Origin of the sequence: Candidatus Pelagibacter sp. (assembly GCF_052049815.1) — a bacterium.
In the GTDB taxonomy this organism is placed as follows: domain Bacteria; phylum Pseudomonadota; class Alphaproteobacteria; order Pelagibacterales; family Pelagibacteraceae; genus Pelagibacter.
This window is the reverse complement of the sequence record NZ_JBNGZG010000001.1, coordinates 82,808-108,314: the sequence shown is the minus strand read 5'-3', so window position 1 is coordinate 108,314 and position 25,507 is coordinate 82,808. Positions and strand designations below refer to the sequence as shown.

The 25,507-nt window shown below is 31.4% G+C and carries 23 protein-coding genes; 13 read left to right on the top strand and 10 right to left on the bottom strand.

The annotated features are described in order from the left end of the window. Nucleotides 1–88: 88 nt before the first annotated feature. The 6 genes from ACTT9D_RS00565 to ACTT9D_RS00540 form a co-directional block, all read right to left on the bottom strand. On the bottom strand, nucleotides 89–1,270 hold the full coding sequence (locus tag ACTT9D_RS00565) for an ABC transporter substrate-binding protein (RefSeq protein WP_014953572.1): 1,182 nt from the start codon (nucleotides 1,268–1,270) through the stop codon (nucleotides 89–91). A gap of 77 nt (nucleotides 1,271–1,347) precedes the next feature. Then, a complete protein-coding gene (locus ACTT9D_RS00560; RefSeq protein WP_440929961.1) occupies nucleotides 1,348–2,205 on the bottom strand; it encodes a DMT family transporter in 858 nt (285 codons plus the stop codon). Nucleotides 2,206–2,209: 4 nt separating this feature from the next. Next, nucleotides 2,210–3,691: an aldehyde dehydrogenase gene (locus ACTT9D_RS00555; protein WP_440929960.1), complete on the bottom strand. Its 1,482-nt coding sequence runs from the start codon at nucleotides 3,689–3,691 to the stop codon at nucleotides 2,210–2,212. Continuing rightward, nucleotides 3,692–4,477, bottom strand: a complete 786-nt coding sequence (locus ACTT9D_RS00550) for an alpha/beta fold hydrolase (RefSeq protein ID WP_440929959.1) — start codon at nucleotides 4,475–4,477, stop codon at nucleotides 3,692–3,694. Nucleotides 4,478–4,479: 2 nt separating this feature from the next. Next, the gene (locus tag ACTT9D_RS00545; RefSeq protein WP_440929958.1) at nucleotides 4,480–5,067 is read right to left on the bottom strand and encodes an amino acid synthesis family protein; all 588 of its coding nucleotides are present in this window, start codon (nucleotides 5,065–5,067) and stop codon (nucleotides 4,480–4,482) included. After that, nucleotides 5,067–6,233 carry an LLM class flavin-dependent oxidoreductase gene (locus ACTT9D_RS00540; protein WP_440929957.1) on the bottom strand — a complete coding sequence of 389 codons (1,167 nt, stop codon included), beginning with the start codon at nucleotides 6,231–6,233 and terminating at the stop codon, nucleotides 5,067–5,069. The genes ACTT9D_RS00545 and ACTT9D_RS00540 overlap by 1 nt, the downstream gene beginning before the upstream one ends. A 143-nt stretch (nucleotides 6,234–6,376) precedes the next feature. Here ACTT9D_RS00540 and ACTT9D_RS00535 point away from each other — a divergent pair, with 143 nt between their 5' ends. Further along, nucleotides 6,377–7,402, top strand: coding sequence for a D-2-hydroxyacid dehydrogenase (locus tag ACTT9D_RS00535; protein ID WP_440929956.1), 1,026 nt, complete (start codon nucleotides 6,377–6,379; stop codon nucleotides 7,400–7,402). On the opposite strand, the gene ACTT9D_RS00530 is transcribed toward ACTT9D_RS00535, so the two are convergent. Further along, entirely contained in the window at nucleotides 7,403–8,125 is a 723-nt protein-coding gene (locus ACTT9D_RS00530; protein WP_440929955.1) for a haloacid dehalogenase type II, read from the bottom strand. A 53-nt stretch (nucleotides 8,126–8,178) separates the two neighbouring features. On the opposite strand from ACTT9D_RS00530, the gene ACTT9D_RS00525 reads away from it, so the two are divergent. The 7 genes from ACTT9D_RS00525 (at nucleotide 8,179) to ACTT9D_RS00495 (ending at nucleotide 16,875) form a co-directional block, all read left to right on the top strand. After that, the gene (locus ACTT9D_RS00525; protein WP_440929954.1) at nucleotides 8,179–8,922 is read left to right on the top strand and encodes a maleate cis-trans isomerase family protein; all 744 of its coding nucleotides are present in this window, start codon (nucleotides 8,179–8,181) and stop codon (nucleotides 8,920–8,922) included. A gap of 2 nt (nucleotides 8,923–8,924) precedes the next feature. Then, nucleotides 8,925–10,094 (top strand): M24 family metallopeptidase, encoded by a 1,170-nt coding sequence (locus ACTT9D_RS00520; RefSeq protein ID WP_440929953.1) that lies wholly within the window; start codon nucleotides 8,925–8,927, stop codon nucleotides 10,092–10,094. A gap of 49 nt (nucleotides 10,095–10,143) precedes the next feature. Then, on the top strand, nucleotides 10,144–11,229 hold the full coding sequence (locus ACTT9D_RS00515) for an ABC transporter ATP-binding protein (protein WP_014953559.1): 1,086 nt from the start codon (nucleotides 10,144–10,146) through the stop codon (nucleotides 11,227–11,229). 98 nt (nucleotides 11,230–11,327) lie between these two features. Beyond that, nucleotides 11,328–12,455: an extracellular solute-binding protein gene (locus ACTT9D_RS00510; RefSeq protein WP_440929952.1), complete on the top strand. Its 1,128-nt coding sequence runs from the start codon at nucleotides 11,328–11,330 to the stop codon at nucleotides 12,453–12,455. A 68-nt stretch (nucleotides 12,456–12,523) separates the two neighbouring features. Next, nucleotides 12,524–13,777, top strand: coding sequence for an ABC transporter permease (locus tag ACTT9D_RS00505; protein WP_440929951.1), 1,254 nt, complete (start codon nucleotides 12,524–12,526; stop codon nucleotides 13,775–13,777). A 5-nt stretch (nucleotides 13,778–13,782) separates the two neighbouring features. Continuing rightward, a complete protein-coding gene (locus tag ACTT9D_RS00500) occupies nucleotides 13,783–14,637 on the top strand; it encodes an ABC transporter permease (RefSeq protein ID WP_014953556.1) in 855 nt (284 codons plus the stop codon). 15 nt (nucleotides 14,638–14,652) lie between these two features. Further along, nucleotides 14,653–16,875 (top strand): 3-hydroxyacyl-CoA dehydrogenase NAD-binding domain-containing protein, encoded by a 2,223-nt coding sequence (locus ACTT9D_RS00495; protein ID WP_440929950.1) that lies wholly within the window; start codon nucleotides 14,653–14,655, stop codon nucleotides 16,873–16,875. Here ACTT9D_RS00495 and ACTT9D_RS00490 read toward each other — a convergent pair. Together ACTT9D_RS00490 and ACTT9D_RS00485 are read right to left on the bottom strand one after the other, a co-directional pair. Beyond that, nucleotides 16,864–17,511, bottom strand: coding sequence for a peptidylprolyl isomerase (locus ACTT9D_RS00490; protein ID WP_440929949.1), 648 nt, complete (start codon nucleotides 17,509–17,511; stop codon nucleotides 16,864–16,866). The genes ACTT9D_RS00495 and ACTT9D_RS00490 overlap by 12 nt on opposite strands. Continuing rightward, on the bottom strand, nucleotides 17,508–18,230 hold the full coding sequence (locus ACTT9D_RS00485) for a putative zinc-binding metallopeptidase (protein ID WP_440929948.1): 723 nt from the start codon (nucleotides 18,228–18,230) through the stop codon (nucleotides 17,508–17,510). Before ACTT9D_RS00485 ends, ACTT9D_RS00490 begins: the two co-directional genes overlap by 4 nt. A 53-nt stretch (nucleotides 18,231–18,283) precedes the next feature. Between ACTT9D_RS00485 and speB the strand changes: the two genes are divergently transcribed. Both speB and ACTT9D_RS00475 read left to right on the top strand, forming a co-directional pair. Next, complete coding sequence (gene speB / locus ACTT9D_RS00480) at nucleotides 18,284–19,243, top strand: agmatinase (protein ID WP_440929947.1); 960 nt, start codon at nucleotides 18,284–18,286, stop codon at nucleotides 19,241–19,243. Between the two features lie 20 nt (nucleotides 19,244–19,263). Further along, on the top strand, nucleotides 19,264–20,697 hold the full coding sequence (locus ACTT9D_RS00475; protein WP_440929946.1) for an aldehyde dehydrogenase family protein: 1,434 nt from the start codon (nucleotides 19,264–19,266) through the stop codon (nucleotides 20,695–20,697). Here the strand turns inward: ACTT9D_RS00475 and argE are convergent. Beyond that, nucleotides 20,694–21,872 (bottom strand): acetylornithine deacetylase, encoded by a 1,179-nt coding sequence (gene argE, locus ACTT9D_RS00470; RefSeq protein ID WP_440929945.1) that lies wholly within the window; start codon nucleotides 21,870–21,872, stop codon nucleotides 20,694–20,696. The genes ACTT9D_RS00475 and argE overlap by 4 nt on opposite strands. 27 nt (nucleotides 21,873–21,899) lie before the next feature. Here argE and ACTT9D_RS00465 point away from each other — a divergent pair, with 27 nt between their 5' ends. The 3 genes from ACTT9D_RS00465 to acnA are packed head-to-tail and all read left to right on the top strand — an operon-like array spanning nucleotide 21,900 to nucleotide 25,507. After that, nucleotides 21,900–22,241 (top strand): tRNA-binding protein, encoded by a 342-nt coding sequence (locus tag ACTT9D_RS00465; RefSeq protein WP_440929944.1) that lies wholly within the window; start codon nucleotides 21,900–21,902, stop codon nucleotides 22,239–22,241. Between the two features lies 1 nt (nucleotide 22,242). Then, nucleotides 22,243–22,833, top strand: coding sequence for a LysE family translocator (locus ACTT9D_RS00460; RefSeq protein WP_440929943.1), 591 nt, complete (start codon nucleotides 22,243–22,245; stop codon nucleotides 22,831–22,833). Between the two features lie 4 nt (nucleotides 22,834–22,837). After that, the gene (gene acnA / locus ACTT9D_RS00455; RefSeq protein ID WP_440929942.1) at nucleotides 22,838–25,507 is read left to right on the top strand and encodes an aconitate hydratase AcnA; all 2,670 of its coding nucleotides are present in this window, start codon (nucleotides 22,838–22,840) and stop codon (nucleotides 25,505–25,507) included.

Below are 25,507 nucleotides of genomic sequence, written 5' to 3'. Positions count from 1 at the left end.
TGGTTTTTGTATATAGCTGATAAATATATCTTTTAAAAAAAAACCCCCTAATTAAATTAGGGGGTTTTTAATAATTTAAATTTTAAAACTATCTTTGTTTCTTAGTTTTAAATTTTCCACCTTTTACTTCTTGCTCTAAGAAAGAACCTTCTGCTTCACCTACATCAGTAAATGAAACACCAGTTGCACCCTCGTAATCAATTTTCTTTCCTTTAGCTAAAAGGTCTAAACCTTTTTTAAGTTGGCCTGGATAAATTTTAGTTCCTGGACCGTTAGCAACATCCATTACATTTTTTGCAATAGAAGCTCTATCGGCTGATCCACCTGCTTGCATTGCTAAAACAATTAAAGCTGCTGCATCATAAGATTCACCAGTATAAGGTCCTGAAGAGTCAATGCCTGCTGCACTTGCAACTTTAGCAAATACTCCCGCACCTTTTCCAGTTGATCCTGGTAATGAACCAAAAGATTTATTTAATCCTTTTCCAAAAGCATCAACAAGTGATTGTCCAATCATACCATCTGATAAAATAAATGTATCAAATGCACCTGAGTCTAATGATGCTTGGATAATTCCTTTACCACCTTGGTCTAGGTAACCAATTACTGCTACAGCATCTCCACCAGCAGAAGCTAATGTTGCTACTTCTGACGAGTAATCTGCTTTACCATCTTCGTGAGCAGTAGTAGTTGTTACTTTAATGCCATGAGCCTCAACAGCTGCTTTGTAAACATCTGCTAACCCTTTACCATAGTCATTGTTTGTATATGTGATAGCTACACTTTTAATTTTTCTGTCTTTAGTTACATCAGCTAGAATTTGACCACCTCTTGCATCTGAAGGAGCTGTTCTAAAGAAATATCCTTTATCATCAAGAGTTGTTAATCCTGGAGAAGTTGCTGAAGGTGAAATCATTACAACACCATTTGGTACTGCAACGTTTGATGCAATAGCACCTGTCACACCTGAACAGTCAGCTCCCATAATTGCTGCTACACCTTGTGAAATAACACCTTCAGCTGCTGCTGTTGCTGCTGCTGAGTCAACACAAGTTGAGTCTGCTCTTACTACTGAAATAGTTTCACCACCTAACAATGATCCTGAGTCTGAAGCTTCTTTAAATGCTAGTTCAGCTGAGTTTGCCATTGCTGGAGTTAGAGATTCAATTGGACCTGTAAATCCAAGAATAATTCCCATTTTGATTTCTGCAAATACATTTGTTGAGAAAGTAGATACAAATATAAAGGCAGCGATTAATAGTTTTTTCATTATCGTCCTCTTTTATTGTTAACAATTTATAAAAACATGAAATTAAAGCTAATTTATAGAAATATTCAATAAGCAAATTACCTTACTTTTTGAAGTAAAATCACTGACGCAATCACTATAATGCCACCTATAGCAAATAGAAAAGAAGGAATTTCTCCAAAAATAAGATAACTGAGTAAAATCCCAAATATGGGGAATAATGAATAGAACGGAAAAATTTTTCCAACAGTGTAAAATTTATACAGGTAAAACATTAGTAAATGCGCACATAATGAAACAATAATTGCCTGATAAGATATCAATAACCATGAGTCTAAATTAATTGATTTTAAATTATTAAAGGTGTCTCCTTCAACTAAGAAAGAAACTAGCATTAATAAAAAAAATCCAAACAAACCTGTAAAAGCGTTAATCATACTAGTATCTAACTCTTTTAATTGTCGCGAATAAACTTGAGCTAATCCAAAAAAAAGAGCCATTAAACTTGCAAAAAATAATCCTAAAAAGTTATCTACTAATGCAGGATCAAAAAAAATAATCAATATTCCTATAAATGAAGAAAAAATTAAAAGCCATTTTTTCATACTAATGTTTTCATCTAATATTATTGCACTTGTAATTATTCCAAATGGTATTGCTAGCTGAGATCCTAAAATTATAGGTGAAATAATTGAAGAATTATATAACGAAAGATTCATAAAAACATAAACCATAACACCCATTGAAATTGAAAAGATCAGTAAAGAGTTTAAGTATTTTTTTGGAGGTAACTTAAATTTCCAAAATGGAATTAAAATAATTAATACTAATCCCATTCTAAGAGAAGCCATTAATATTGGAGGTACAGAATTATTTAAGGCTAGTTTTGCAACAGGAAAAGCACTTCCATGTGCAATCATTATAAATAATAAGATTAAAAGATGTTTAATTGGCAAAATTTTATCCCATTGTAAATGGATCAGCCATCGGCTTATCAGATGAATTGTACCAAGTAGTTTTTATTCGTGTGTAGTCTTTAATTGATTCAATTCCTGCTTCTTTTCCGTAACCACTATCTTTTATTCCACCAAATGGAGCCATCGGTGAGATAAGTCTGTAAGTATTTACAAAAACTATACCTGCTCTTATTAATTTTGAAACTCTCATACTTCTTGCTAAATTTGAAGTATAAACTCCAGAAGATAATCCGTATTTATTATCATTCATAAGTTTTATTACTTCACCTTCAGTTTTGAATTTCATAACAGATAAAATTGGTCCAAATAACTCATTTTCAGCTGTAGGGAGATTATGATTTTCACATTCAATAATCGTTGCAGGGAAATAATATCCTTTATTTGAAATTGATGATCTTTCTCCACCACACTTTATTTTTCCACCTTGATCTATTGTAGCTTTGATATTTTTTTCAATAGTTTCTAATTGTTTATAGCTGTTAAGAGGACCCATTTGTGTATCAGGTTCCATAGGTCCACCCAATTTAATTTTTTTTGCTTTATCAATTAATTTATTTAAAAACTCATCATAAATTTTTTCATGGAGATACAATCTTGATCCAGCTATACAACTTTGTCCGCTAGCTCCAAATATACCTGCAGTAATTCCATTAAGAGCATTTTCTTGATCAGCATCATCAAATACAGCTACTGGGCTTTTTCCTCCCAACTCTAAGCTTACTTGAGATAAATTTTCAGAGGAATTTTTTACAATATGTTTTGCCGTTTCAGGTCCGCCTGTAAATGCAATTCTTTCTACCAGATCATGAGTCGTAATAGCTTTACCGCATGGTTCACCTAGTCCTGTAATTACATTAATAACTCCTTTTGGTATTCCTGTTTTCTCTACAAGTTTTGCAAACTCCAGCAAAGTTACAGGTGCTAGTTCAGAGGCTTTTATAACCACAGTGTTTCCCATCGCTAATGCTGGTGCTAGTTTTACTGCAGTTAAAAGCATTTGAGAATTCCATGGAATAATAGCAGCCACAACACCTATAGGAATACGAGTTGTTGTTACTTGCATATCTGGTTTATCAATTGGAACTACTGTCCCTTCAACTTTATCTGCAAGACCTGCGAAATAATCATAATATTCAGCTATATAATTAGCTTGAGTTTTTGTTTCTCTATAAAGCTTGCCAGTATCTACAGTCTCAATTTTTCCAAGGTGTTCAGCGTTATTTCTTAATTGATCAGCGATCAATCTTAAATACTTAGCTCTTTCTCTTGGATGCAAAGTGCTCCAAGAATTATCAAATGCTTTTTGAGCAGATTTAACTGCGTGATCAACATCTTGCTCATTTGCTTCTGGTACTGTAGCCCAAACTTCATTGTTTTCTGGATTTAGGGTTTCTATTTTTTTATTTGATGAAGAGTTTACCCATTCTCCATTGATGAACATTTTAAAATGCGGAATTTCTGACATTTAATTTTCTATAAATTTATTTATATTCTTATTTACTATATCTGCACATTCTATACTACAAAGATGTTTTCCATCAGGAATTTCAATAAATCTTGCATTAGCAAGATCATTAGATAATTCCTTAGACATTAATGGAGTTGATCCAGGATCATTTGAGCCTGTCATGACTAAAGTTCTACAATTAATTTTTTTGATTTTTTCAATGTCATCAACATGATTTGCAAATAAATTATATGATTTTAAAAAATTCTTATGATCATTAGGATTCTTGTTTAAAATTTGCATAAATTCATCATAAGTTTCAGGATGTTCATTTAAATATTTATCACTAAACCACCTTTTTAATGCTTGCTTTGAAATTGGTTTGTTGAGTTTTGCTTGGTTATATCTATCAATAACCATTTTTCTTTGTTCATCAGTTCTTTTGTAGGTCGTCCCAATTAGTGTGAGAGAGTTAATTTTTTTATCAAATTTTGATGCAAAATCTAAGGCAATTAATGAGCCTAGAGAAAATCCTACTAAATTTATTTTTTCAATTTTTAAAAAATCTAAAATCGATAACAATTGATTGGAAAAATCATCCAAGGTTACATTGTCTTTTTCAAAATTTGTTTTGCCATGACCTAATAGATCATAAGTAAGTGTAGAAAAATTTAAGAATGATTTAATTTGAGAATTCCACATTTTGTGATCCAATCCAACACCATGAACAAAAACTAAAGGAATAGTTTTATTATCGATAAAATTAAAATAATTTTGATTATTATCAAAATTAGATTTTGACATTTTTATTTAGGATCTAATCCCATTTCTTTCATATCTTGATAACGATCACCAGTTCTAGCATGAGCTCTGCCAGTTGATGCACCTCCTATAGCAATTACTATTTCGTTATCAAATGGAGCATCATGAATAGTGAACTCATGAGTTAAATAATATGGTCTAAGTCCCGAGTCTGTTTTGTGCATCATTGGAATTGAAATTTTTGATCCTGCAGGACCTCTCGTGTTAGTAAAACTTAAATAAGAAGTACCACCAACTGCATCTCTAAATTTATTTCCAAATCTTAATGTGTGAATAAATGCTGATGCGTGCTCAATTTCACCATTCAAACCAACAATACCTGCTTTACCATATGCTAAAATTTTTTCTGGAGATCCAATTTCTTTAATTAATTCTGGCACCAATAGATCACCTAACTTTGGTGCTAGATCTAAAATAACAGGCTTTAGATCTTCTACGAAGCCTTGTCCATCCCATGGGTTTTTAAATACAGCGGCAACTGAAACTAAAAGGACTGGTTCTTTTGCTTCTTTACCACCTTCAATAAAAGTTTTATCAACAAATTTTGTAAATTTTCTTAATTCAAGTTTCATTAACTTGCTCTTTCAAGACTTGAGGTGTCTAAATTAATTTTTGGAATAACTTCATCATTAAATAACTTAATACTTCTCATACAAGCTTCATGATCAATACCTGGAAAGTTTGACCATACTTGTAAATTTTGAAGATTTAATTCAGATTGAAGTTCATTAATTTTATTAACAACATACTCTGGAGTACCAAATAATAGATTTCTTTTATGTAAAAAATCATAATTAAGTAAATCTAATTTATGTTTAGTCTCAGGTAATTCTTCTCCAGGATCCATGTGATTACCAAGACCTCTCCAATGACAAACCCATTTCATATAATTAATTATATGTTCACCAGCCATTTTTTCAGCCTCTTCCATTGTTTCAGCTACAAACATGTCTCTTACTAAGGATATTCCTTCACCTAAAGGCACTTCTCTATTTTCAGCTTTTGATTTTGCATCTCGATAAATTTCAAATCTTTTCTTTAAAGCTTTTACTGTTGGTATCCACATTATTGTATTTAAACCATTTTGTGCGGCCCATTCAATTGATCTTGCACCATCCACAACTTGCCAAATAGGTGGGTGAGGATTTTGTTTTGGTTTAGGAACTACACTAATCTTTTTAATCTCATTAGTTTTAGTATCTAGAAATTTTTCATTTGGTGGACTCATATCATGTTGCCAAACAAAGTTTGGTGATGGGTATGTGTAAAACTCTCCTTGATGATTAAAAAATTCTTCTGTCCAAGCTTTTTTCATAATTGTAAGAGTTTCTTCAAACAATCTAAAATTCTTAGCCTGATCTTTTAAATCAGCTTCTTTATTCATATTTACTGCTTCTCTTCCATAAACACCTCTTCCAATACCAACTTCAACTCTTCCATTTGAAAGTTGATCTAGTAAAGCTATATCTTCAGCTAGTCTTATTGGATTATGAAAAGTAATCACATTACATGCTTGACCAATTCTAATTTGTTTTGTTCTTGCAGCTGCATCAACACCCATCATTATAGGATTTGTGCAAGATTCCATCCCTTCATGATTAAAATGATGTTCTGTATACCAAATGGAATCCCAATTATTTTCATCACAATATGCTGTGATCTCTTGAGCTTCTTTTAGCAATTGTTCGTAAGGTTTTTTTGTCCAATTAGTGGTATTACAAAAGTATCCAAATTTCATTCTAACCTCCTTAAATAATTAAATTTAAGAAAACCGATCCCACTTTCGTAAATGAAACAAAAATTACACGACGAGTTATGTGTCTTCTTTAATTAGACTTTATAATAATTTAAGAATATATGAAATAAAAAAGTGAGAACTATTTGACAGACAAAAAAATTAAGATTCACATAAGAAATAATCACTGGAAAGCTGGTTCGTTACCATGTGATTTAGAAGGTGAAATAAATAATACAATTACAAAAGAAATTTTTGAAAAAAAATTGAAGGTATTTCCTGAGGTTAAAGATAAAATAGAATATTTAATTGATTGGGATGATGATAATTTTGAGTCATCATTAAGTAATTCCGATATTTTATTAGGATGGAACTTTCCAACAAAAGAGATAAAAAATATCGCTCCAAACTTGAAATGGATTCATGTTATTTCAGCTGGTGTAAATCATTTATATCCTTTTGACTGGATGAGTGAAAAATGTGTTTTAACAAACAGCAGTGGAGTGCATGCAAAAAAAGCAGGAGAATTTGGTTTGATGAGTATCTTGATGCTTCAAAGCCACATAACAAAAATTGTTACAAATCAAAAAAATAAGGAATTTATATCTTTACTCAGTAAACCAATAGCGGGAAAAAAAGTTATTGTAGTTGGAACAGGTTCTCTTGGGGGATCAATGATCAAACATATTGCAAAATTAGATGTTGAGGTAATAGGGGTTAATAGAAAAGGTAGATCTGTAGATGGATGTTCTAAAGTGATTACTTTCGACAAAATAGATGAAGTTTTGCCTGTAGCTGATTTTCTTTATTTAGCTGTTCCACAAACAAATGAAACGATAGGTCTGATAGATAAAAAAAGATTAGATATGTTAAAACCTTCTTGTGGAATAGTGAATATAGGAAGAGAAACAGTTTTAGATTATAAAGCTCTGTGTGAAAAATTAAAAAATAATGAAATAGCCGGTGCGATATTGGATGTGTTTTCTCAAGAACCTATACCTAAAGAATCTGAGCTTTGGGATACACCTAATTTGATAATTACCCCTCATGTTTCTTCTGATAGTGAGGGAAATTATGTAGAAATGGTTTTAGATATTTTTTTTGAAAATCTGAAGTTATTTTTGGAAAATAAAGAGTTAAATAATTTAATTGATAAAAAACTAGGTTATTGATTAGCTAGTAGCTTTATTAGCAAAAGAAATTAAATCTTCAAAAATAACATCTGGTTTAGGTTGGTTTTCAACAACTTTAGTAGCACCCCAATTACCACCTTTACTTAGATTTTGTCGATCAATCCATACAGTGCTCATGTTAAATTCTTTTGCTGGTACATGATCGTGAAAAAGGCTTTGAGCAACGTGAAGAATATCTTTTTTTTCAGCACCATGTGCTTTTTTTAAATTATCAAACATATATTCAAAGTTACTTGGATTTGGCTTGTAAGATCCAACATGTTCTGCAGTATAAATTTCATCAAATTCAACTCCTAACCATCTATTAGAAGCAGTAAAGCCACTCACATTTACATTTGAAAGAATTATTAATTTAAATTTTGATTTAAGTAATCTCAAAGCATCAGCACTATCAGCAAATGCTGGCCAATAAGGAACTGAGTTACCAAAGTTTTTATCAAGCTCCTCTGTTGTTTTTAATTCATTTTCTTTAGTAAATTTTTTATGAACATTAAATAAGATTTCAGAATACAACATTGATGGAGTTTGTTTTTGTTGTTCAGATTCTAATAATGCAAAATTTCTTAAAACTTTTTCTCTAGTCAAATCATTTCTATTATTAAAGAGTATAATTGGTTGAAATGCATTCCAAATTCCAGATTCCCAATCAATTAAAGTTCCGTAACAATCAAAACTTAAAAATTTGAAATCTTTATAATTCATGATCTCTTATTTATTTTATTGGAAATTAAAATCAATAATAATAGTATTCATCTATGGAACTTAATAAAATAGACCCAAAGTTTAATTCAAAACCCAATCCAAGAATTGGGTTAATAACATTAGCGAGTGATTTTCGAATTGAAAAAGATTTCAATAATTTAATTTACGGAAAAGATATAGATTTATTTTGTAATCGAATTAAGTGCTACAATCCACTTACAAATGAAACCTTAAAAAAAATGGCTGATGACATTACAGATGTTACAAAAGAAATTTTACCTGATCAGAAATTAGATTGTGTAGCTTATGGGTGTACATCTGGTTCGATAGCAGCAGGTTATGACTCAATTTTTGAAAAAGTAAATAAGGCAAAACCAAATACAAAAGTATCAACACCAATTACTGCAGCAATAAAAGGGATGAAAAAACTAGGTATAAAAAATTTGTCTATCTTCACTCCTTATACATCTGAAATAAATGACTCAGTTGCTGATTTTTTTAACAAAGAAAATTTTAAAATTAATGATATGAATTATTTTGATATAGCTTCTGATTTAGATATTGGAAAAGTAGATTCCAATTATCTATTTAGTGTTTTAAAAAAAATTGATTTATCTAAAAGTGATGCATTATTTGTATCATGTACTGCTTTACCAGTGCTCTCATTAATTAATGACTTAGAAAAAGAATTAAACAAACCTGTTATAACTAGTAACCAAGCTTTGATTTGGGATTGTTTAGAACTCATTAATTCAAATAATAATATTGAAGGATTTGGAAGATTATTTAAAAATTAAATATGAATTTTACAAAAGAAGAATATAAAAATAGATTAAAAAAAGTCCAATCATTGATGCAGAATAAAGGCATTGAACTTTTAATTTCTCAAGACCCATCCAATATGAATTATCTAAGTGGTTATGATGCATGGTCTTTCTATTATGCTCAATGTGTAATTGTCCATGTTAACTGTGATGAACCTATTTGTTTTGTAAGGGATCAAGATGCTGGAGGCGCTTATATAAAAACATATTTGAAAGATGAAAATATTATTAAATATAATGAAAAATATATTCATACTTGGCCATTACATCCATACGATGCATTAGTTGATCTAATTAAAGAAAAGAAATGGGATAAGCTTTCTATTGGTCTAGAGATGGATAGTCATTATTTTACAGCTTACTGTTATGAGAAGATAAAAAATGGTTTACCAAATGCTAAGATTAAAGACTGTGAAAGATTGGTTAATTGGGTGAGAGTAGTTAAATCTGATGCTGAAATAAAATTGATGAAATCTGCAGCTGAAATTACAAAACTAGGAATGGAAAAAGCAATGGAAGCAATTAATCCGGGTGTAAGACAGTGTGATGCTGTTTCTCAAATATATTCAACATTAATTAAGGGCACACCAGAGTTTGGTGGTGATTATGCATCAATTGTTCCAATGCTACCAACGGGCAAAGGAACATCAGCTTCTCATTTAACATGGACAGAAGATAAATTTGTAGAAGGAGAAGCTACTATCATTGAAATAGCTGGGACACACAAAAAATACCATTGTCCAATGGCTAGAACTGTTTTGTTAGGTAAGCCAGATCAATTAAAAATTGATACGATGAATAAAACAATTGAAGCATTACAAGCAGGTATTGATGCAACTAAAGCAGGAAATACTGCAGATGATGTTGCGCAAGCATTTTGGAAAATATTAGATAAGTATGGTATCGAAAAAACATCAAGAACAGGCTATTCAATTGGAATTGGCTATCCACCAGATTGGGGAGAACATACTTTAAATATTTCCAAAGGTGACATGACTGAGTTAAAACCAAATGTAACTTTTCACATGATAGCAGTAATGCAGTTTGGAAATTGGGGAGTAGAAGCCTCTGAATCGATAAGAGTTACTGATAAGGGTGCAGAATTATTTTATGATTTTCCTAAAGAACTTAGAATAAAGAGCTAAACTTAGGGGTTGAAATTTATTTTTACAAATGATTTAAATACGCTGGTTTATGGGTAGTAATAAAGAATTCGTTAAATTTGAAAATGTAGACAAAAGCTATGACGGTAAAGTCTTAGTAGTAAAAGGTCTTAATTTAGATATCGCTGAAGGTGAGTTTATAACAATGCTTGGGCCATCTGGTTCTGGTAAAACAACTTGCTTGATGATGTTGGCTGGATTTGAAACACCAACTAATGGGGAAATTTATTTAGATGGAAAAGGTATTTCAAGTATACCTCCCCACAAAAGAGGAATTGGAATGGTTTTTCAAAACTATGCATTGTTTCCTCATATGACTGTTTATGAAAACTTAGCTTTCCCTTTAAGAGTAAGAAAAATTCCAAAGGATGAAGCAGATAAAAAAATTGATAAGGCTTTATCAATGGTTTCTCTTCAAGGCTTTGCATCTAGAATGCCAGGACAATTATCGGGTGGTCAACAACAAAGGGTAGCTGTTGCAAGATCATTAGTTTTTGATCCTCAGCTTGTACTCATGGATGAACCTCTTGGTGCATTAGATAAAAATTTAAGAGAGAGTATGCAATATGAAATTAAGCATATTCACGAGAGTATTGGAGTAACAGTTGTTTACGTAACACATGATCAAAGTGAAGCTTTAACCATGTCAAACAGGATTGCAGTTTTTAATGATGGTAAAGTTCAACAGTTATCAAGTCCTGATGAGTTATATGAAAAACCTGTGAACTCTTTTGTTGCAGAATTTATTGGAGAGAACAATACTTTTGCAGGTGAAGTCTCAGATATTTCTAAAGATAAATGTAAAGTTAAACTAAATAATGCAGAAATCCTAGCTAATCCAATTTCTGTGAAATCAAAAGGTGATAGAACTACTGTTTCATTAAGACCAGAAAGAGCTTTGATTAATCCTTCTGATAAGATGGATAATGTTCATAATGGTAAAATTGAGGAAGTTATTTATCATGGAGACCATACTAGAGTAAGAATTAATCTTTTAGGTAACCCAGAATTTATTCTTAAGGTGCCAAATTCATCATCTAATCTCGATATCAAGCTTGGAAATGAGATTAAGATCGGCTGGAATAGTGAAGACGCTAGAGCGTTAGACCCAAAATAAACATACCATATATTGTTAACAATCAGCCAAAAAGGGCTGTTGACACTTCTCTTTGAAATTGTTTTAATTTTGTTTTTAAACGTTTAAACGGAGGAAAAATGAAAACAATTAGTAAGATATTACTAGCACTTTCTTTTGTACTTTCTGTAACTACTTCAGCTTTCGCTACAACTGTAACAGCTGTATCATGGGGTGGAGCTTACACTGAGTCTCAAAAGTTAGGTTATGGTGATCCAACTGCTAAAAAACTAGGCATTAACATTGCTTGGGTTGACTACTCAGGTGGATTATCAGAAATCAAAGCACAAAAAGAAGCTGGCAAAATTACGTGGGATATAATCGACGTATTTGCAATGGATACTATCAATGGATGTGACGAAGGTTTATTTGTTGAATTCGATTTTGACAAAGACTTCCCAGCAGCTCCAGATGGAACTCCTGCAAGTGAAGATTTCTTTACTGCAATGCCAAGTAAGTGTGCTGTAGGAAACATCTTGTATTCTTGGAACTATGCTTATAACACTGAAAACGTTAAAGGCACTCCAAAGACTATCCAAGATTTCTTTAACACTAAAAAATTCCCTGGAAAAAGAGCTATCTACAAAAGCGCTTTAACAAACTTAGAGATCGCTTTAGCAGCAGATGGTGTTAAACCAGGAAAAGGTGGCGCTAACATCTATGAAGAATTAAGTACAGATAAAGGCGTTGAAAGAGCAATGAACAAGATCAAAGAACTTTGCACAGACCCTAAAGGTGGATGTGTATTCTGGTCTGCTGGTGCTCAACCACCTGAATTACTAGTTTCTGGTGAAGTAGTAATGGCAACTGGTTGGAATGGTAGATTCTTCAACGCTGAAGTTGGAGAAGGTGCACCAATCAAACAAGTTTGGGACGCTCAAGGTCTTGACTACGAATATTTCGTACAAGTTAAAGGCGGACCTAACGATGCAAATGGTATGGCTAAGAAAGCTTTAGCTATGATGACTAGCACAGAGATGTTAGCTGGTAGTGCAAAATACATTGCATATGCTCCTTGGAGAAAATCATCTATAGCAATTATGGAAGCAGGAGAGCCATGGTACAAAGATGGTAAGACAAACATGGTACCACAAATGCCTACTGCACCACAGAACACTAAAAATTACTTCTTAGTTGATCCAATTTACTGGGCTGACAACGGCACAGAGCTTGGTGAAAAATGGGAAGCAATGAAAGCTGGTCTGTAATTTAGGTTTTATAGAACTTAAATTTATAATATAATTAAAGGGCGGTTTTATAACCGCCCTTTTTATTTATGAGCTCAGAAACAAATAAAATTTTAACAACAGACGGAATACCGTTAGAAGTAAGTTTAAAAAAAGCTGAAAGAAAAAATAAGATAAAAGCTTTTTTACTTGTTGCTCCTTTATTATTTTTTTTAATTATCACTTACGTTTTTCCAATAGGTGATATGTTGTTGAGAAGTGTTGATGATAAAATGGTAACACAAATGCTTCCAAAAACTTTTAAAGCTATGGAAACATGGGATGGTCAAGAGTTACCTGATGAAGAAGTATTTGCTGCCTTTCATGAAGATTTTATAAAATTAGTTGATGAAAAGCGTGAAGGTAAACTTTCAACACAACTTAATTACACAAAAAATGGATTTAAAAGTATCATTAAAAAATTAAGAAGAGCTTCTAAAAAATTTGAAGAAGGAAACTACAAAGAACAAATAATGTCAGTTCATAAAAGGTGGGCTGATGTAGATTATTGGAGAGCAATTAAAAGAAGAGCACCAGAAGTTACAAATCAAAAATATCTAAAAGCTATGGATATGTATAAAAATGAAGAAGGAAAAATTGTAAGTGTTGAAGAAGATAGAAGAATTCATAGAGTCTTGTGGTTAAGAACTTTAGAAATTGCTTTTTTTGTAACAGTATTTTGTTTCTTAATGGCTTACCCAATAGCTCATTTGCTAGCTACTTTACCAATGAAGTACAGTAACTTGCTGATGATCTGCGTACTGCTTCCGTTTTGGACATCACTACTTGTAAGAACAGCCAGTTGGATGATTTTGTTACAACAGCAAGGGGTAGTAAATGATTTCTTTGTTGGAATAGGGCTAGTGGATGACGATAACAGACCTGAGATGATGTACAATAAAACAGGAAGTTATGTTGCAATGACACAGATCTTATTGCCATTTATGGTTTTACCACTTTACAGTGTGATGAAAACTATCTCGCCAAGTTTAATGAGAGCTGGAAAATCATTGGGTGGAACACCTTTTGTAGCATTCTGGAAAGTGTACTTTCCTTTAACAATCCCAGGAATTGGAGCAGGATGTTTATTAGTGTTTATTTTAGCGATTGGATATTACATAACACCAGCTTTAGTTGGTGGCGCATCTGGTACTTTAATAAGTAATCAAATTGCCTTTCATATGAAGAGCACACTCGATTGGAGCTTTGCTTCTGCGATGGGCTTAATGTTGTTAACTGGGGTTTTAGTTATTTACTGGCTGTACAATAAAATAGTTGGAATTGATAATATTAAATTAGGATAAATAAGATGGCTTTACCAAAATATACCGAACCGCATTATCGAATTTGGCATTATATTTATCTTACAATTTGTGGAGCAGTTTTCTTTTTCTTAATTGCACCTTTATTTGTAATATTTCCATTATCATTTAACGCTGAAGAGTTTTTAAGTTTTTCAGACGGTATGAAACGTCTAGATCCAGATGCTTTTTCACTAAGATGGTACAAAGATATGATTTATGGAACTAAAAATCCTTGGGGATTAGCTGCTAAAAATAGTTTTATAATTGCAATTTTTGCAACAATAGGGTCAGTAATACTTGGAACAGTTGCAGCATTGGGATTGAGCAGTAGACATATGCCTTATAAAGGTTTGATAATGGCTGTATTAATTTCTCCAATGATTGTTCCATTAATTATTTCAGGTGTTGCAATATTTTTCTTTATGGCAAAAGCTGGATTAGCAGCAACGCATACTGGAATAATTTTAGCACATATTATTTTAGGGACACCATTTGTAGTAATTACAGTAACAGCAACGCTATCAGGTTTTGATCATAGTGTTACAAGAGCTGCTGCAAGCTTAGGAAGTGATCCCGTTCACACATTCATGAAAATTACATTACCATTAATTCTCCCAGGAGTAATTTCTGGAGGATTATTTGCATTTGTGACATCATTCGATGAAGTTGTTGTTGTTTTATTCTTAGCTGGATTAGAAAACACAACTATCCCAATTCAAATGTGGACAGGTTTAAGAGAACAGTTGAGCCCAACTATATTAGCGGTTGCAACCTGTTTGATTATTTTATCTACTTTAATTTTGGTTACAGCTGAGTTATTAAGAAGAAGATCAGAAAGACTCAGAGGAATTAATCATTAACAAGTTTTTCATTTTATGAAAATAAAGAATGTCGTTGTCATTGGTTCAGGTACAATGGGAAGTGGGATAGCAGCCCATTTATGTAATGCAAACGTTCCTGTTACTTTATTAGATTTAACTACAGAAATATCTTCAAACGCTAGAGAAAGAATTCACAAATCTAGACCACCATTACTTATTGATAAGTCTAAAGTAAACAATATTAAAGTTGGAAATATAAACGATAACTTTGATGTAGTTAAAGATGCTGATTGGATAGTAGAAGCTGTTGTTGAAAGAATTGATATTAAACATCAAATTTATGAAAAGATATTTAAAGCTAGAAAGGATGGAGCAATAGTTTCATCGAATACTTCTTCAATACCAATTAAAGTTTTATCTGAAAATCTCACTGATAAAGAAAAGAAGGACTTTTGTATAACTCACTTTTTCAATCCAGTGAGATATATGGGCTTATTAGAAATAGTTAAAAATGAAAATAATGATTTAGATAAAATTAATAGTTTAAAAGAATTTTGTGAAGTTGAATTAGGGAAAGGAGCAATTGTTTGTAATGATACCCCAGGGTTTTTAGGAAATAGAGTAGGCGTTTATGCAATGCAAATTGCTATGACAGAAGCTTTTAAAATGAAGCTGTCCGTTGAGGAAGCAGATGCAATTTTTGGAAGACCAATGGGAATACCAAAAACTGGAGTTTTCGGTTTATATGATTTGATTGGTATAGATTTAATGGCCGATGTTTTAAAAAGCTTTATTAAGGAACTTCCACAAACAGATAAATTTCATATTGTAGCTCAAGAAATTCCATTAGTTAAAAAACTTATTGATACCGGGTACACAGGAAGAAAAGGTAAGGGTGGTTTTTATAGAATAAATAAAGAAGGCGGATCAAAAGTTTTAGAAGCTTTGAATTTAGAAACTGGAGAATATTCACCAAGTAAAAAAATTGATGTTAAATCAGACAAGGTTGATCTTAACGCTTTAATAAATAGAGGCGACAAATATGGGGAGTATGCATGGTCTGTTTTATCAAAAATAATTAAATATGCTTCATCTCTCGTTCCAGAAATTACAAAAGATTTTAACGATATTGATGAAGCGATGAGGCTAGGATTTAATTGGGCTAAAGGCCCCTTTGAAATGTTAGAAGAAATAGGAGTTGAAAACTTCTTTAGCAAAATTGATGAATTTAAGGGAAATAAATTTTTAGAGGAATTGTCAAAAACCAAAGATGAAAAATTTTATGGAGAAAGACAAAAATACACAAATATTGAAACTGTTGGAAAAGTTAAAAGAAAAGCCCAAAGTGTTGATGGGAATAGTTCAGCACAAATTTATAGATTTAAAGATTACAATATAGTTGAGTTCACTACCAAAGCTAATGCATTGGATTACGATTCAATGGATGCTTTAAAAAAAGCTACCGACAAACCCTTAATAATCATTAATGAAAGTATGCAGTTTTCTGCAGGTGTAAATTTAACTTATACAATGGATTTTGCTGACAAAGGAGATTTTAAGTCTATTGAAAAGTTTATTAAGTATTTTCAAGATACATGTAAGCACTTAAAATACTCAAAATATCCAGTTATCTCTGCTCCATCAGGATTAACTTTAGGAGGTGGATTTGAAGTTTTAGTTCAAAGTAATTTTGTAGCTTCTCATACTAATATTGTGATTGGTTTAGTTGAAACTATTGTAGGTTTGATACCTGCTGGAGGCGGTTGTAAAGAAATGTTGGCAAGGTGGTCTGAAACTAAAGAAGCTAAAAAAGATCCAAATTATGCCCCTTTAAAAGTCTTTGATATTATTGGATATGGAAAAACAGCAACTTCTCCTGTTGAAGCAGTTCCTATGAAATACCTAAGACCTGAGGATAAAACTATAATGAATAGAAACAGTTTACTTGAGGTTTCAAAAAAGATTATAGAAGAAAATAAAGATTTCATTCCAACCGAGGAATTGAAATTTAACTTACCAGGAGAGAGTGTTAGAGGTGAAATGAATAAGATTTTAGAAAAACTTTACAATGATAAAGTTATACTAGATCACGGTTTAGAGGTTGCAAAAGAATTAGCATATGTGTTGAGTGGTGGAGACACAACTGTTGAAAAAACTCTAACAGAAGATGATTTATTTAAATTAGAGTTAGATGCTTTCATGAGACTTATAGAGACTAAGAAAACTCAAGAGAGAATAAAACACACTCTTGCTACTGGTAAGCCTTTAGTCAATTAACATTCTTAATGAATTAATAAAATCTGGTCTGAGAACATATACAGATTTATCTAAGTACTTAATTGTTCTTAATGTTTCTAATCCGTATAAAACTTTTCCTATTGGTGTGTATTCACCTTCATATAAAGGTTCATCTTGCAAAGTTATAAAAAATTGACTGTCCTCAGTATTATATTTTTGACTTCTTGCTAGCGCTACGCTTCCAGCATTATAATTAAAATCTTTATCTACCTCTGAATTTAAAGTCCCTAAACCAGATTTACCTGAACCAATTTTTCCATAATCAATATTATTTCGTTTTCCAAATTCAATATCCCCTGCTTGAACTAATTTATCTTTGATTACTCTATGGAAAGCAACATCATCATAAGCTTTAGATTTGATTAAAGTTTTAAATCTTTCTACAGAATTAGGTGAGAGATCAGGATAAAGCTCTATAATCACATTTCCACAATCTATATTAAGCACTGCTATATTTTCTGGGTTATCAAATATTAAATTTTTTGGATTGAAATCTTCAATAAATAAACATTTATTTTTTAAAAGAAAAAATGAAGTTATGGTGAAAGTTGCTAAAGTTAAGATAAATATAAAAATAACCTTTTCAGATCTAGATGGTTTGATCTTATTAATCATAATTTAAAATTTTTATCTAATTCTTGGAGTTTAGATTTTAAAAACTTAATTTTATTTTTTAATATTTGATCATCATTATTTGGAATTAATCCCATCATTATATGTGAGAACACTTCTGCCATATCCTCAGATGCTGTTGATTGAGAATATTCTGTAATAAATCCATTTGTTTTCGAATAAGTATCTAGTCCAAGTTTTTCAGTACATGTAGAACATTCTGCATAATTAAAGTCATTATTGTTGAATTTTGACCAATCACCGTAATTAAATAAGTTTTTATAACTATCATTAATTATATGGAAAACCTCATGATGAATAACTCTTTCAAAGTATTTTTGATTAAACTTAATATCGATAATCAAAGTTTTCATTACATTATCTGGAATTCCAGCTGTGTTTATTCCAGAAATAGATAAATCTTCACAAAGAACAATGTATTTTAAATTTATTTTTTTTAAAAATTCTTTTGAATACCTGTCTAGATTTTTCTTAATGAGTATATATTTTTCATCTAAGTCTTCTTTAGATGAATTAAAACAATTTATATTGTTATCCACACCAATAGTGAAAGGTTGCTTAGCATACAAATACCTTAATTTATTTTCATTTTTTATATTATAGATTTCAAGATTTGGTATTTTTATGAGCTCATAGATCGTGTTTGCTTGAGTAGAAAAACACAAAAGTATTAATATAAAAAAAGATTTAATTAACCTCATAATTTTGATAATTGAAGATATTCCAATTTAAAAGAATGTGGTAGGCTTAATTAATGAAAAAAGAGAAAAATAAAAATCCTATTCAACCAGTTAGTGGAACTAAAGTTCCAAGGTATGCTGGACCATCAACATTTGCAAGATTACCAGAGTTAAGAGATGTTGAAAGTTGTGATGTTGCAATTGTTGGAGTTCCTTTTGATGCTGGAACAAGCTACAGACCAGGTGCTAGATTTGGACCACAAAGTATTCGTCAGGCTTCAAGACATTTAAGAACCAATTATCATCCAAGTTATGATGTTGAACCATTTAAAATTCAACAAGTAGCCGATGCTGGAGATATTGCATGCAATCCATTTAGTATTGATGAGGCTATAAAACAAATAGAAGTTGGTGCTACAGATTTATTGAATAAAGTTGGTGGAATTATCAGTTTAGGTGGTGATCATACGATTGCAGTTCCATTATTAAGAGCAATAAACAAGAAAATGAATGGACCAGTATCTTTAGTTCATTTTGATGCTCATTTAGATACTTGGGATACTTACTTTGGAGCGCCTTATACTCATGGAACTCCGTTTAGAAGAGCAAGAGAAGAAGGTTTATTTTTAGATGATGCTTCAATGCATGTTGGAATAAGAGGGCCTCTTTATAGTAGGGATGACATTAAAAATGATGAAAGTTTTGGATTTAAAATTATTCACTGTGATGAATTTCAAACAGAAGGCACAGATAAAATTGCTGAAAAAATAAGAAAAAGAGTAGGTGATAATCCTCTTTATTTATCAATTGATATTGATGTTTTAGATCCAGCTTTTGCACCAGGAACTGGTACTCCTGAGATTGCAGGAATGACAACCAGAGAAATGGTAAATGTTCTAAGAGGTTTATCAGGATTAAATTTAGTTTCAGCTGATGTTGTAGAAGTTTCACCAGCTTACGATCATGCAGAAGTTACCTCTCTTGCCGCTGCAACAATAGTCTACGAATTAACAAATTTATTTGCAAAAACATAATGAAAGGATAGTTTTAAATCATGTTAGATAAAAAAGATTTTTATATCAATGGGCAGTGGGTAAAACCAAGTAGTTCTGAAGAAATTAAAGTAATAGATCCTGCAACAGAAGAAAACTGTGCAGTGATATCTTTAGGAAATCAAAAAGATGTGGATGCTGCAGTGGGTGCTGCAAAAAAAGCTTTTGAGACTTGGGCTTTTAGCTCAAAAGAGGAAAGAATTAGTTTATTGGAAAAACTATATGAACTTTATAAAAAAAGATGGGCTGATATTGCTGAAGCAATTACTATGGAGATGGGAGCACCAAAAGATTTTTCAACAAAACTACAAGCTGGAACAGGTGCCGCTCATATTAAATCTTTTATAAGATATTTAAAAAATTTTGAGTTTGAAAAACCATTAGGTGAACATGCTCCAAATCAAAGAATTCTTTATGAGCCAAAAGGTGTTTGTACTTTAATTACACCGTGGAATTGGCCAATGAATCAAGTATGTTTAAAAGTTGTACCTGCACTTGCATCTGGTTGTACAATGATTTTAAAACCATCAGAATTAGCACCATTATCATCAATGATACTTGCTGAACTCATAGATGAAGTTAAATTTCCAGCAGGAGTATTTAATTTAGTAAATGGAGATGGTGCCACAACAGGAAATGCATTAACTGCACACCCTGATGTAAACATGATCTCATTTACCGGATCAACTAGAGCAGGAGCTTTAATTTCCCAAAATGCAGCAAAAGATTTTAAAAGAGTAAGCTTAGAACTTGGTGGCAAAGGTGCAAATATTATTTTTAAAGATGCAGATCCAGAAGCAATTGAAAGAGGAGCTTTAAGATGTTTTAGAAATTCTGGTCAATCATGTAATGCTCCAACAAGAATGCTTGTTGAAAAATCAATGTATAATGAAGCTGTAGAAAGACTCAAGAAGTATGCTGAAAATTTTGAAGTAGGTGATCCTAAAAAAGAAGGTGAACATATAGGGCCTGTTATTTCAGAAACTCAATATAATAAAATTCAAACTCTTATTCAAAAAGGGATTGATGAAGGAGCAAAATTAGTTGCAGGTGGAGTTGGAAAACCTGATGGTTTAGAAAAAGGTTATTTTGTTAAACCAACAGTTTTTGCTGATGTAAATAATAATATGGAGGTAGCAAGAACTGAAATTTTTGGACCAGTTCTATCTGTTATGCCTTTTGAAAATGAAGAGGAAGCAATTAAAATTGCAAATGATACTCCTTATGGACTAACAAATTATATTCAAACACAAGATCCAGAAAAAGTTAAAAGAGTTGCAAGAAAACTTCGTTCAGGAATGGTTGATGTTAATGGTGCAGGAATTGCAGTTGATGCACCTTTTGGCGGTTATAAACATTCTGGTATTGGTCGAGAAGCTGGAGAACTTGGTTTGGAAGAATTTTTAGAAGTTAAAGCAGTAGGTGGTTGGAATTAATTAATAGATTTATTTTTTATTCCATCTAAAAAATTTAGACATTTCTTTAGTTCATTTAGTTCGATAAATTCATCTATTTTATGTGCTTGTTCAATTGAACCTGGTCCACAAACAACTGTGCTAATTCCAACTTCTTGAAAAAGACCAGCTTCTGTTCCAAATGATACAACTTCTCTTGAATTATCGCCTGTTATAGATGCTACGAACTCACATGCCTCAGACTCATCTAATTTTTCAAAACCTACAACTTCCCCAATAATTTCTTTCTTTATATATGAATTAGGGAAAACTTTTTTCATATCGGGCAAAAGTTTTTCACTTACAAATTTTTCTATCTCTTTAGTTACAAAATCTCCATCGGCTTTATTTACAGGTCTTGTTTCCCATTCAACTTTGCATTTATCAGCGATAACATTATGTGCTATTCCTCCTGATATACCTCCTATAGATAAAGTAGAGTGAGGTGGATCAAAGATACAGTCTTTAGGTGCTCTTTTAATTAATTCTTGTCTTAATTCTAAAAGTTTATTTATATATCTCGATGCATATTCAATTGCATTAACACCTATATGAGGTTTTGAACTGTGACCCGCAAGTCCACCAAAATGAACTGTGTATTCATTCATCCCTTTATGAGCATCAATAATTTTCATATTTGTTGGTTCACCAATAATACAAATTCCATTTTTGATATCTCTTTTCTTAAGTTCTTTAATTAATAAAGGAGCACCAATACATGCTGTTTCTTCATCAAATGTATAACAAAAATGTATATCGCGATCTAAATTACTCTCTTTAAAGACAGGAGCGAAAGCCAATGTGCAAGCAATAAATCCTTTCATATCACAAGATCCTCTTCCATATAATTTTTCATTTTTTATTGTTGCTGTAAATGGATCTGATGACCATCCTTTTGAAACAGGAACAACATCTGTATGTCCAGATAAAATTATAGGTTTTTTACCATTAGTTTTTTTTGCTTTTAAAGTGCCAAATAAATTTACCCTTTTTTCTTCATCATCAAAAACTTTGAAAGTTTCAATACCAAGATCATTAAGAATTTTTTCACAATAATTAATTAATTCACTATTATCTGTTCCAGAAACAGTTTGAAAACCTATTAGATCAGTTAAGATCTTGATTGATTTTTCATATAAATTGTTATCTATAGCCATAGTAAAAATTAATTATACATAATTATTATGAAACCTCAAATAACCTACGATGTTTATGAAAAATTAGATATTAGACTTGGGACAGTTTTGTCAGTAAAAAAAAATGAAAAGGCTAGAAAACCTTCATTAGTAGTAGAAGTCGATTTTGGAAAAGAAATTGGAGTAAGAACATCTTCAGCACAAATAACACATTATTATAATTCTGAAAATTTAGTTGGAAAACAAGTAATTGGAGTATGTAATTTTCCAGAAAAGAATATTGCTGGAATTAAATCTCAATTTTTACTTTTAGGTTCAATTGATGATGAAGGCAAAGTAACTCTTTTACATCCATCACAAAAAGCAGAGAATGGTTTACCTATAGCTTAAAATGCATCCAGAAATTTTATCTATAAGCTTATTTTGGTTTGTAGCAGCATACACTCCAGGCCCGAATAATGTTGTTGCATCTTATTCAGGGTTTAACTTCGGTGTAACAAAAACAATTCCTCATATTTTAGGTGTAACTCTGGGATTTACATCATTAGTTTTATTTTTGACTATTGGTTTGATTAATATTTTTAAATTATTTCCAATTATTCAAGAGATAATTAAATACCTTGGAACGTTATTTTTAATTTATTTAGCTTATAAAATTGCCTCTTCTACAGCATCAGATGAAATTAAAAAAGATAATCCAGTAAAATTTATAGAAACATTTTTATTTCAATACTTAAATCCAAAAGGAGTGATGGTCGGTATAATTGTTGTATCAACCTATGTAGAGTTAGGAGAAAATTATTTAAATTATGCGACTCAAGTTGTATTACTTGCCTTTTTATTCTCCTCTACCAGTATTACTTTATGGACATTTATTGGTAAATTTTTAAGGAAATTCGCGACAAATGAGAAATTTATAAAATACTTTAATTATGTTATGTCAGGGCTTCTTTTACTAAGCATAATAACTTTTTATATATAAAACTATGAAACCAGGAACAAAAAACTCTTACAACTCACTCTCAGAAATTCAGATTAATAATCAAAATTATAAGTACTTTTCATTAAAGAAAGCAGAAGAAAATGGTCTTGAAGGAATATCAAAATTACCAAAATCAATTAAGGTTCTTCTAGAAAATTTACTAAGATATGAAGACGATTTATCTGTTACAAAAAATCAAATTGAAGCAATTAAAAATTGGTTAAAAGATAAAAAATCTAAAACTGAAATTGCGTATCGACCTGCAAGAGTTCTTTTACAAGATTATACAGGCATTCCAGCTGTAGCAGATTTAGCTGCTATGAGAGAAGCGGTGAAAGAAAAAGACAAAGATCCTAGCACAATCAATCCTCTTTCGGCAGTGGATTTAGTTATTGATCATTCTGTTCAAGTTGATCAATCTGCAAAATCAGATTCTTTTGAAAAAAATGTTGATATTGAATTTCAAAGAAATGGTGAAAGATATTCTTTTTTAAAGTGGGGACAAAGTGCATTTGATAACTTTAGGATTGTTCCACCAGGTACCGGAATTTGTCACCAAGTAAATTTAGAGTATTTATCAAAAGTTGTTTGGTCAGAAGAATACAAAGGAGACAAATATATTTTTCCAGACACCCTTGTTGGAACGGATAGTCATACAACAATGGTGAATGGATTATCAGTTTTAGGATGGGGAGTAGGAGGAATTGAAGCAGAAGCAGGTATGTTGGGGCAACCTATTTCAATGTTAATTCCCGAAGTTGTTGGATTTGAAGTAACTAATAAAATGCCTGAAGGCACAACTGCTACCGATTTAGTTTTAACAGTTGTAAAAATGTTACGAGACAAAGGTGTTGTTGGTAAATTTGTTGAGTTTTATGGATCAGGTTTAAAAAATTTAACTTTAGCAGATAGAGCAACTATTGCTAACATGGCACCAGAATATGGTGCTACTTGTGGCTTTTTCCCAATTGATGAAGAAACTTTAAAATATTTAGAATTTTCTGGAAGAAATAAAGAAACTGTAAAAATTGTTGAAGACTATGCTAAGGAACAAGGACTGTGGGCAAGTGATCAAATAGAATTTACTGACAAAGTTTCACTGGACATGTCAACAATTGTTCCAACAATTTCAGGACCAAAACGTCCTCAAGATAAAGTTTTATTAACAGAAGCATCATCAAGTTTCAAAAAAGTATTTGAGGAAGCAACAAATAATAATACACAAAAAACTTCCAAAGTAGATAATACAGATTATGAAATAAAAGATGGTTCAATATTAATTGCTGCAATTACTTCATGCACTAATACATCTAATCCAAGTGTTTTAATTGGAGCTGGTTTACTCGCAAAAAAAGCTGTTGAAAAAGGTTTAAATGTAAAACCTTGGGTAAAAACTTCATTAGCACCAGGTTCACAAGTTGTAACTGATTATTTGGAAAAGGCAGGTTTAAATACTTTTCTTGACCAATTAGGATTTAATTTAGTAGGTTATGGATGTACAACTTGTATTGGCAACTCTGGTCCGTTGGCGGATAATATTGTAAGTGCTATTCAAAAAGAAAATTTATATGCAGTTTCAGTATTATCTGGAAATAGAAATTTTGAGGGAAGAATATCTCCTCACATTAAAGCGAATTATTTGGCCTCACCACCTTTGGTTGTTGCATATGCTTTAGCAGGACATATGGAATTTGATCTTTATAAAGATTCTTTTGGTAAAGACAAAGATGGTAATGATGTTTATTTAAAAGATATCTGGCCATCTAATAAAGAAATAGAAGATACATTGAAATCTTCTCTTAATGCAGAAATGTTTGTTAAAAGATATTCAAATGTTTCTGAAGGTCCAAAACAATGGCAAGAAATCAATACAGAGAAAAGTGATATTTATAATTGGGATGATGGTTCAACTTATGTCAAAAAACCACCATTCTTTGAAAATCTATCTGATAAGCCTGAGGGATTTAAAGCTATTAAAGATGCAAGACCATTATTGATTTTAGGTGACATGGTTACTACAGATCATATTTCTCCAGCTGGAAATATTCAAAAAGATAGTCCTACTGGGGAATATTTTATGAAACATCAGATACAGCAAAAAGATTTTAATTCATATGGTTCAAGAAGAGGAAATCACGAGGTAATGATGAGAGGAACTTTTGCAAACATTAGAATTAGAAATGAAATGGCACCTGGAACAGAAGGTGGATTTACAAAACTCTATCCTGAGGAAAAGGTAATGCCAATATATGATGCTGTTGTTGAGTATAAAAAAAGAGATACTGATCTTGTTGTCATAGGAGGCAAAGAGTATGGAACTGGATCCTCAAGAGATTGGGCAGCAAAGGGTACTAAATTGTTAGGTATAAAAGCTGTGATAGCAGAAAGTTTTGAAAGAATACATAGATCAAATTTAATTGGTATGGGTGTTCTTCCACTTCAGTTTTTAGAGGGATTTGATCGAAAAAAATTAAATCTAATTGGTTCTGAACTAATAAGCGTCGTTGAGCTTGAAAAAGGAATTAACCCATCAGATAAGATTAAAGTTGAAATTAAATATGCTTCAGGTGAAAGCAAGATTATAGATACCCTATGCAGAATAGACACCAAGAATGAATTAGAATATTATAAGAATGGTGGAATTTTGCAGTATGTTTTAAGAAATATGATTTAA

What these genes read in the sequence shown, in the direction of transcription:
- ACTT9D_RS00485 (WP_440929948.1), bottom strand. Translation starts at nt 18,230, where the DNA reads ATGAGGTTAATTAAATCTTTTTTTATATTAATACTTTTGTGTTTTTCT.
- ACTT9D_RS00495 (WP_440929950.1), top strand. Translation starts at nt 14,653, where the DNA reads ATGAAAATAAAGAATGTCGTTGTCATTGGTTCAGGTACAATGGGAAGT.
- ACTT9D_RS00540 (WP_440929957.1), bottom strand. Translation starts at nt 6,233, where the DNA reads ATGAAATTTGGATACTTTTGTAATACCACTAATTGGACAAAAAAACCT.
- ACTT9D_RS00460 (WP_440929943.1), top strand. Translation starts at nt 22,243, where the DNA reads ATGCATCCAGAAATTTTATCTATAAGCTTATTTTGGTTTGTAGCAGCA.
- ACTT9D_RS00490 (WP_440929949.1), bottom strand. Translation starts at nt 17,511, where the DNA reads ATGATTAATAAGATCAAACCATCTAGATCTGAAAAGGTTATTTTTATA.
- ACTT9D_RS00515 (WP_014953559.1), top strand. Translation starts at nt 10,144, where the DNA reads ATGGGTAGTAATAAAGAATTCGTTAAATTTGAAAATGTAGACAAAAGC.
- ACTT9D_RS00530 (WP_440929955.1), bottom strand. Translation starts at nt 8,125, where the DNA reads ATGAATTATAAAGATTTCAAATTTTTAAGTTTTGATTGTTACGGAACT.
- ACTT9D_RS00555 (WP_440929960.1), bottom strand. Translation starts at nt 3,691, where the DNA reads ATGTCAGAAATTCCGCATTTTAAAATGTTCATCAATGGAGAATGGGTA.
- ACTT9D_RS00520 (WP_440929953.1), top strand. Translation starts at nt 8,925, where the DNA reads ATGAATTTTACAAAAGAAGAATATAAAAATAGATTAAAAAAAGTCCAA.
- ACTT9D_RS00510 (WP_440929952.1), top strand. Translation starts at nt 11,328, where the DNA reads ATGAAAACAATTAGTAAGATATTACTAGCACTTTCTTTTGTACTTTCT.
- ACTT9D_RS00505 (WP_440929951.1), top strand. Translation starts at nt 12,524, where the DNA reads ATGAGCTCAGAAACAAATAAAATTTTAACAACAGACGGAATACCGTTA.
- speB (WP_440929947.1), top strand. Translation starts at nt 18,284, where the DNA reads ATGAAAAAAGAGAAAAATAAAAATCCTATTCAACCAGTTAGTGGAACT.
- ACTT9D_RS00545 (WP_440929958.1), bottom strand. Translation starts at nt 5,067, where the DNA reads ATGAAACTTGAATTAAGAAAATTTACAAAATTTGTTGATAAAACTTTT.
- ACTT9D_RS00475 (WP_440929946.1), top strand. Translation starts at nt 19,264, where the DNA reads ATGTTAGATAAAAAAGATTTTTATATCAATGGGCAGTGGGTAAAACCA.
- ACTT9D_RS00500 (WP_014953556.1), top strand. Translation starts at nt 13,783, where the DNA reads ATGGCTTTACCAAAATATACCGAACCGCATTATCGAATTTGGCATTAT.
- acnA (WP_440929942.1), top strand. Translation starts at nt 22,838, where the DNA reads ATGAAACCAGGAACAAAAAACTCTTACAACTCACTCTCAGAAATTCAG.
- argE (WP_440929945.1), bottom strand. Translation starts at nt 21,872, where the DNA reads ATGGCTATAGATAACAATTTATATGAAAAATCAATCAAGATCTTAACT.
- ACTT9D_RS00525 (WP_440929954.1), top strand. Translation starts at nt 8,179, where the DNA reads ATGGAACTTAATAAAATAGACCCAAAGTTTAATTCAAAACCCAATCCA.
- ACTT9D_RS00465 (WP_440929944.1), top strand. Translation starts at nt 21,900, where the DNA reads ATGAAACCTCAAATAACCTACGATGTTTATGAAAAATTAGATATTAGA.
- ACTT9D_RS00565 (WP_014953572.1), bottom strand. Translation starts at nt 1,270, where the DNA reads ATGAAAAAACTATTAATCGCTGCCTTTATATTTGTATCTACTTTCTCA.
- ACTT9D_RS00550 (WP_440929959.1), bottom strand. Translation starts at nt 4,477, where the DNA reads ATGTCAAAATCTAATTTTGATAATAATCAAAATTATTTTAATTTTATC.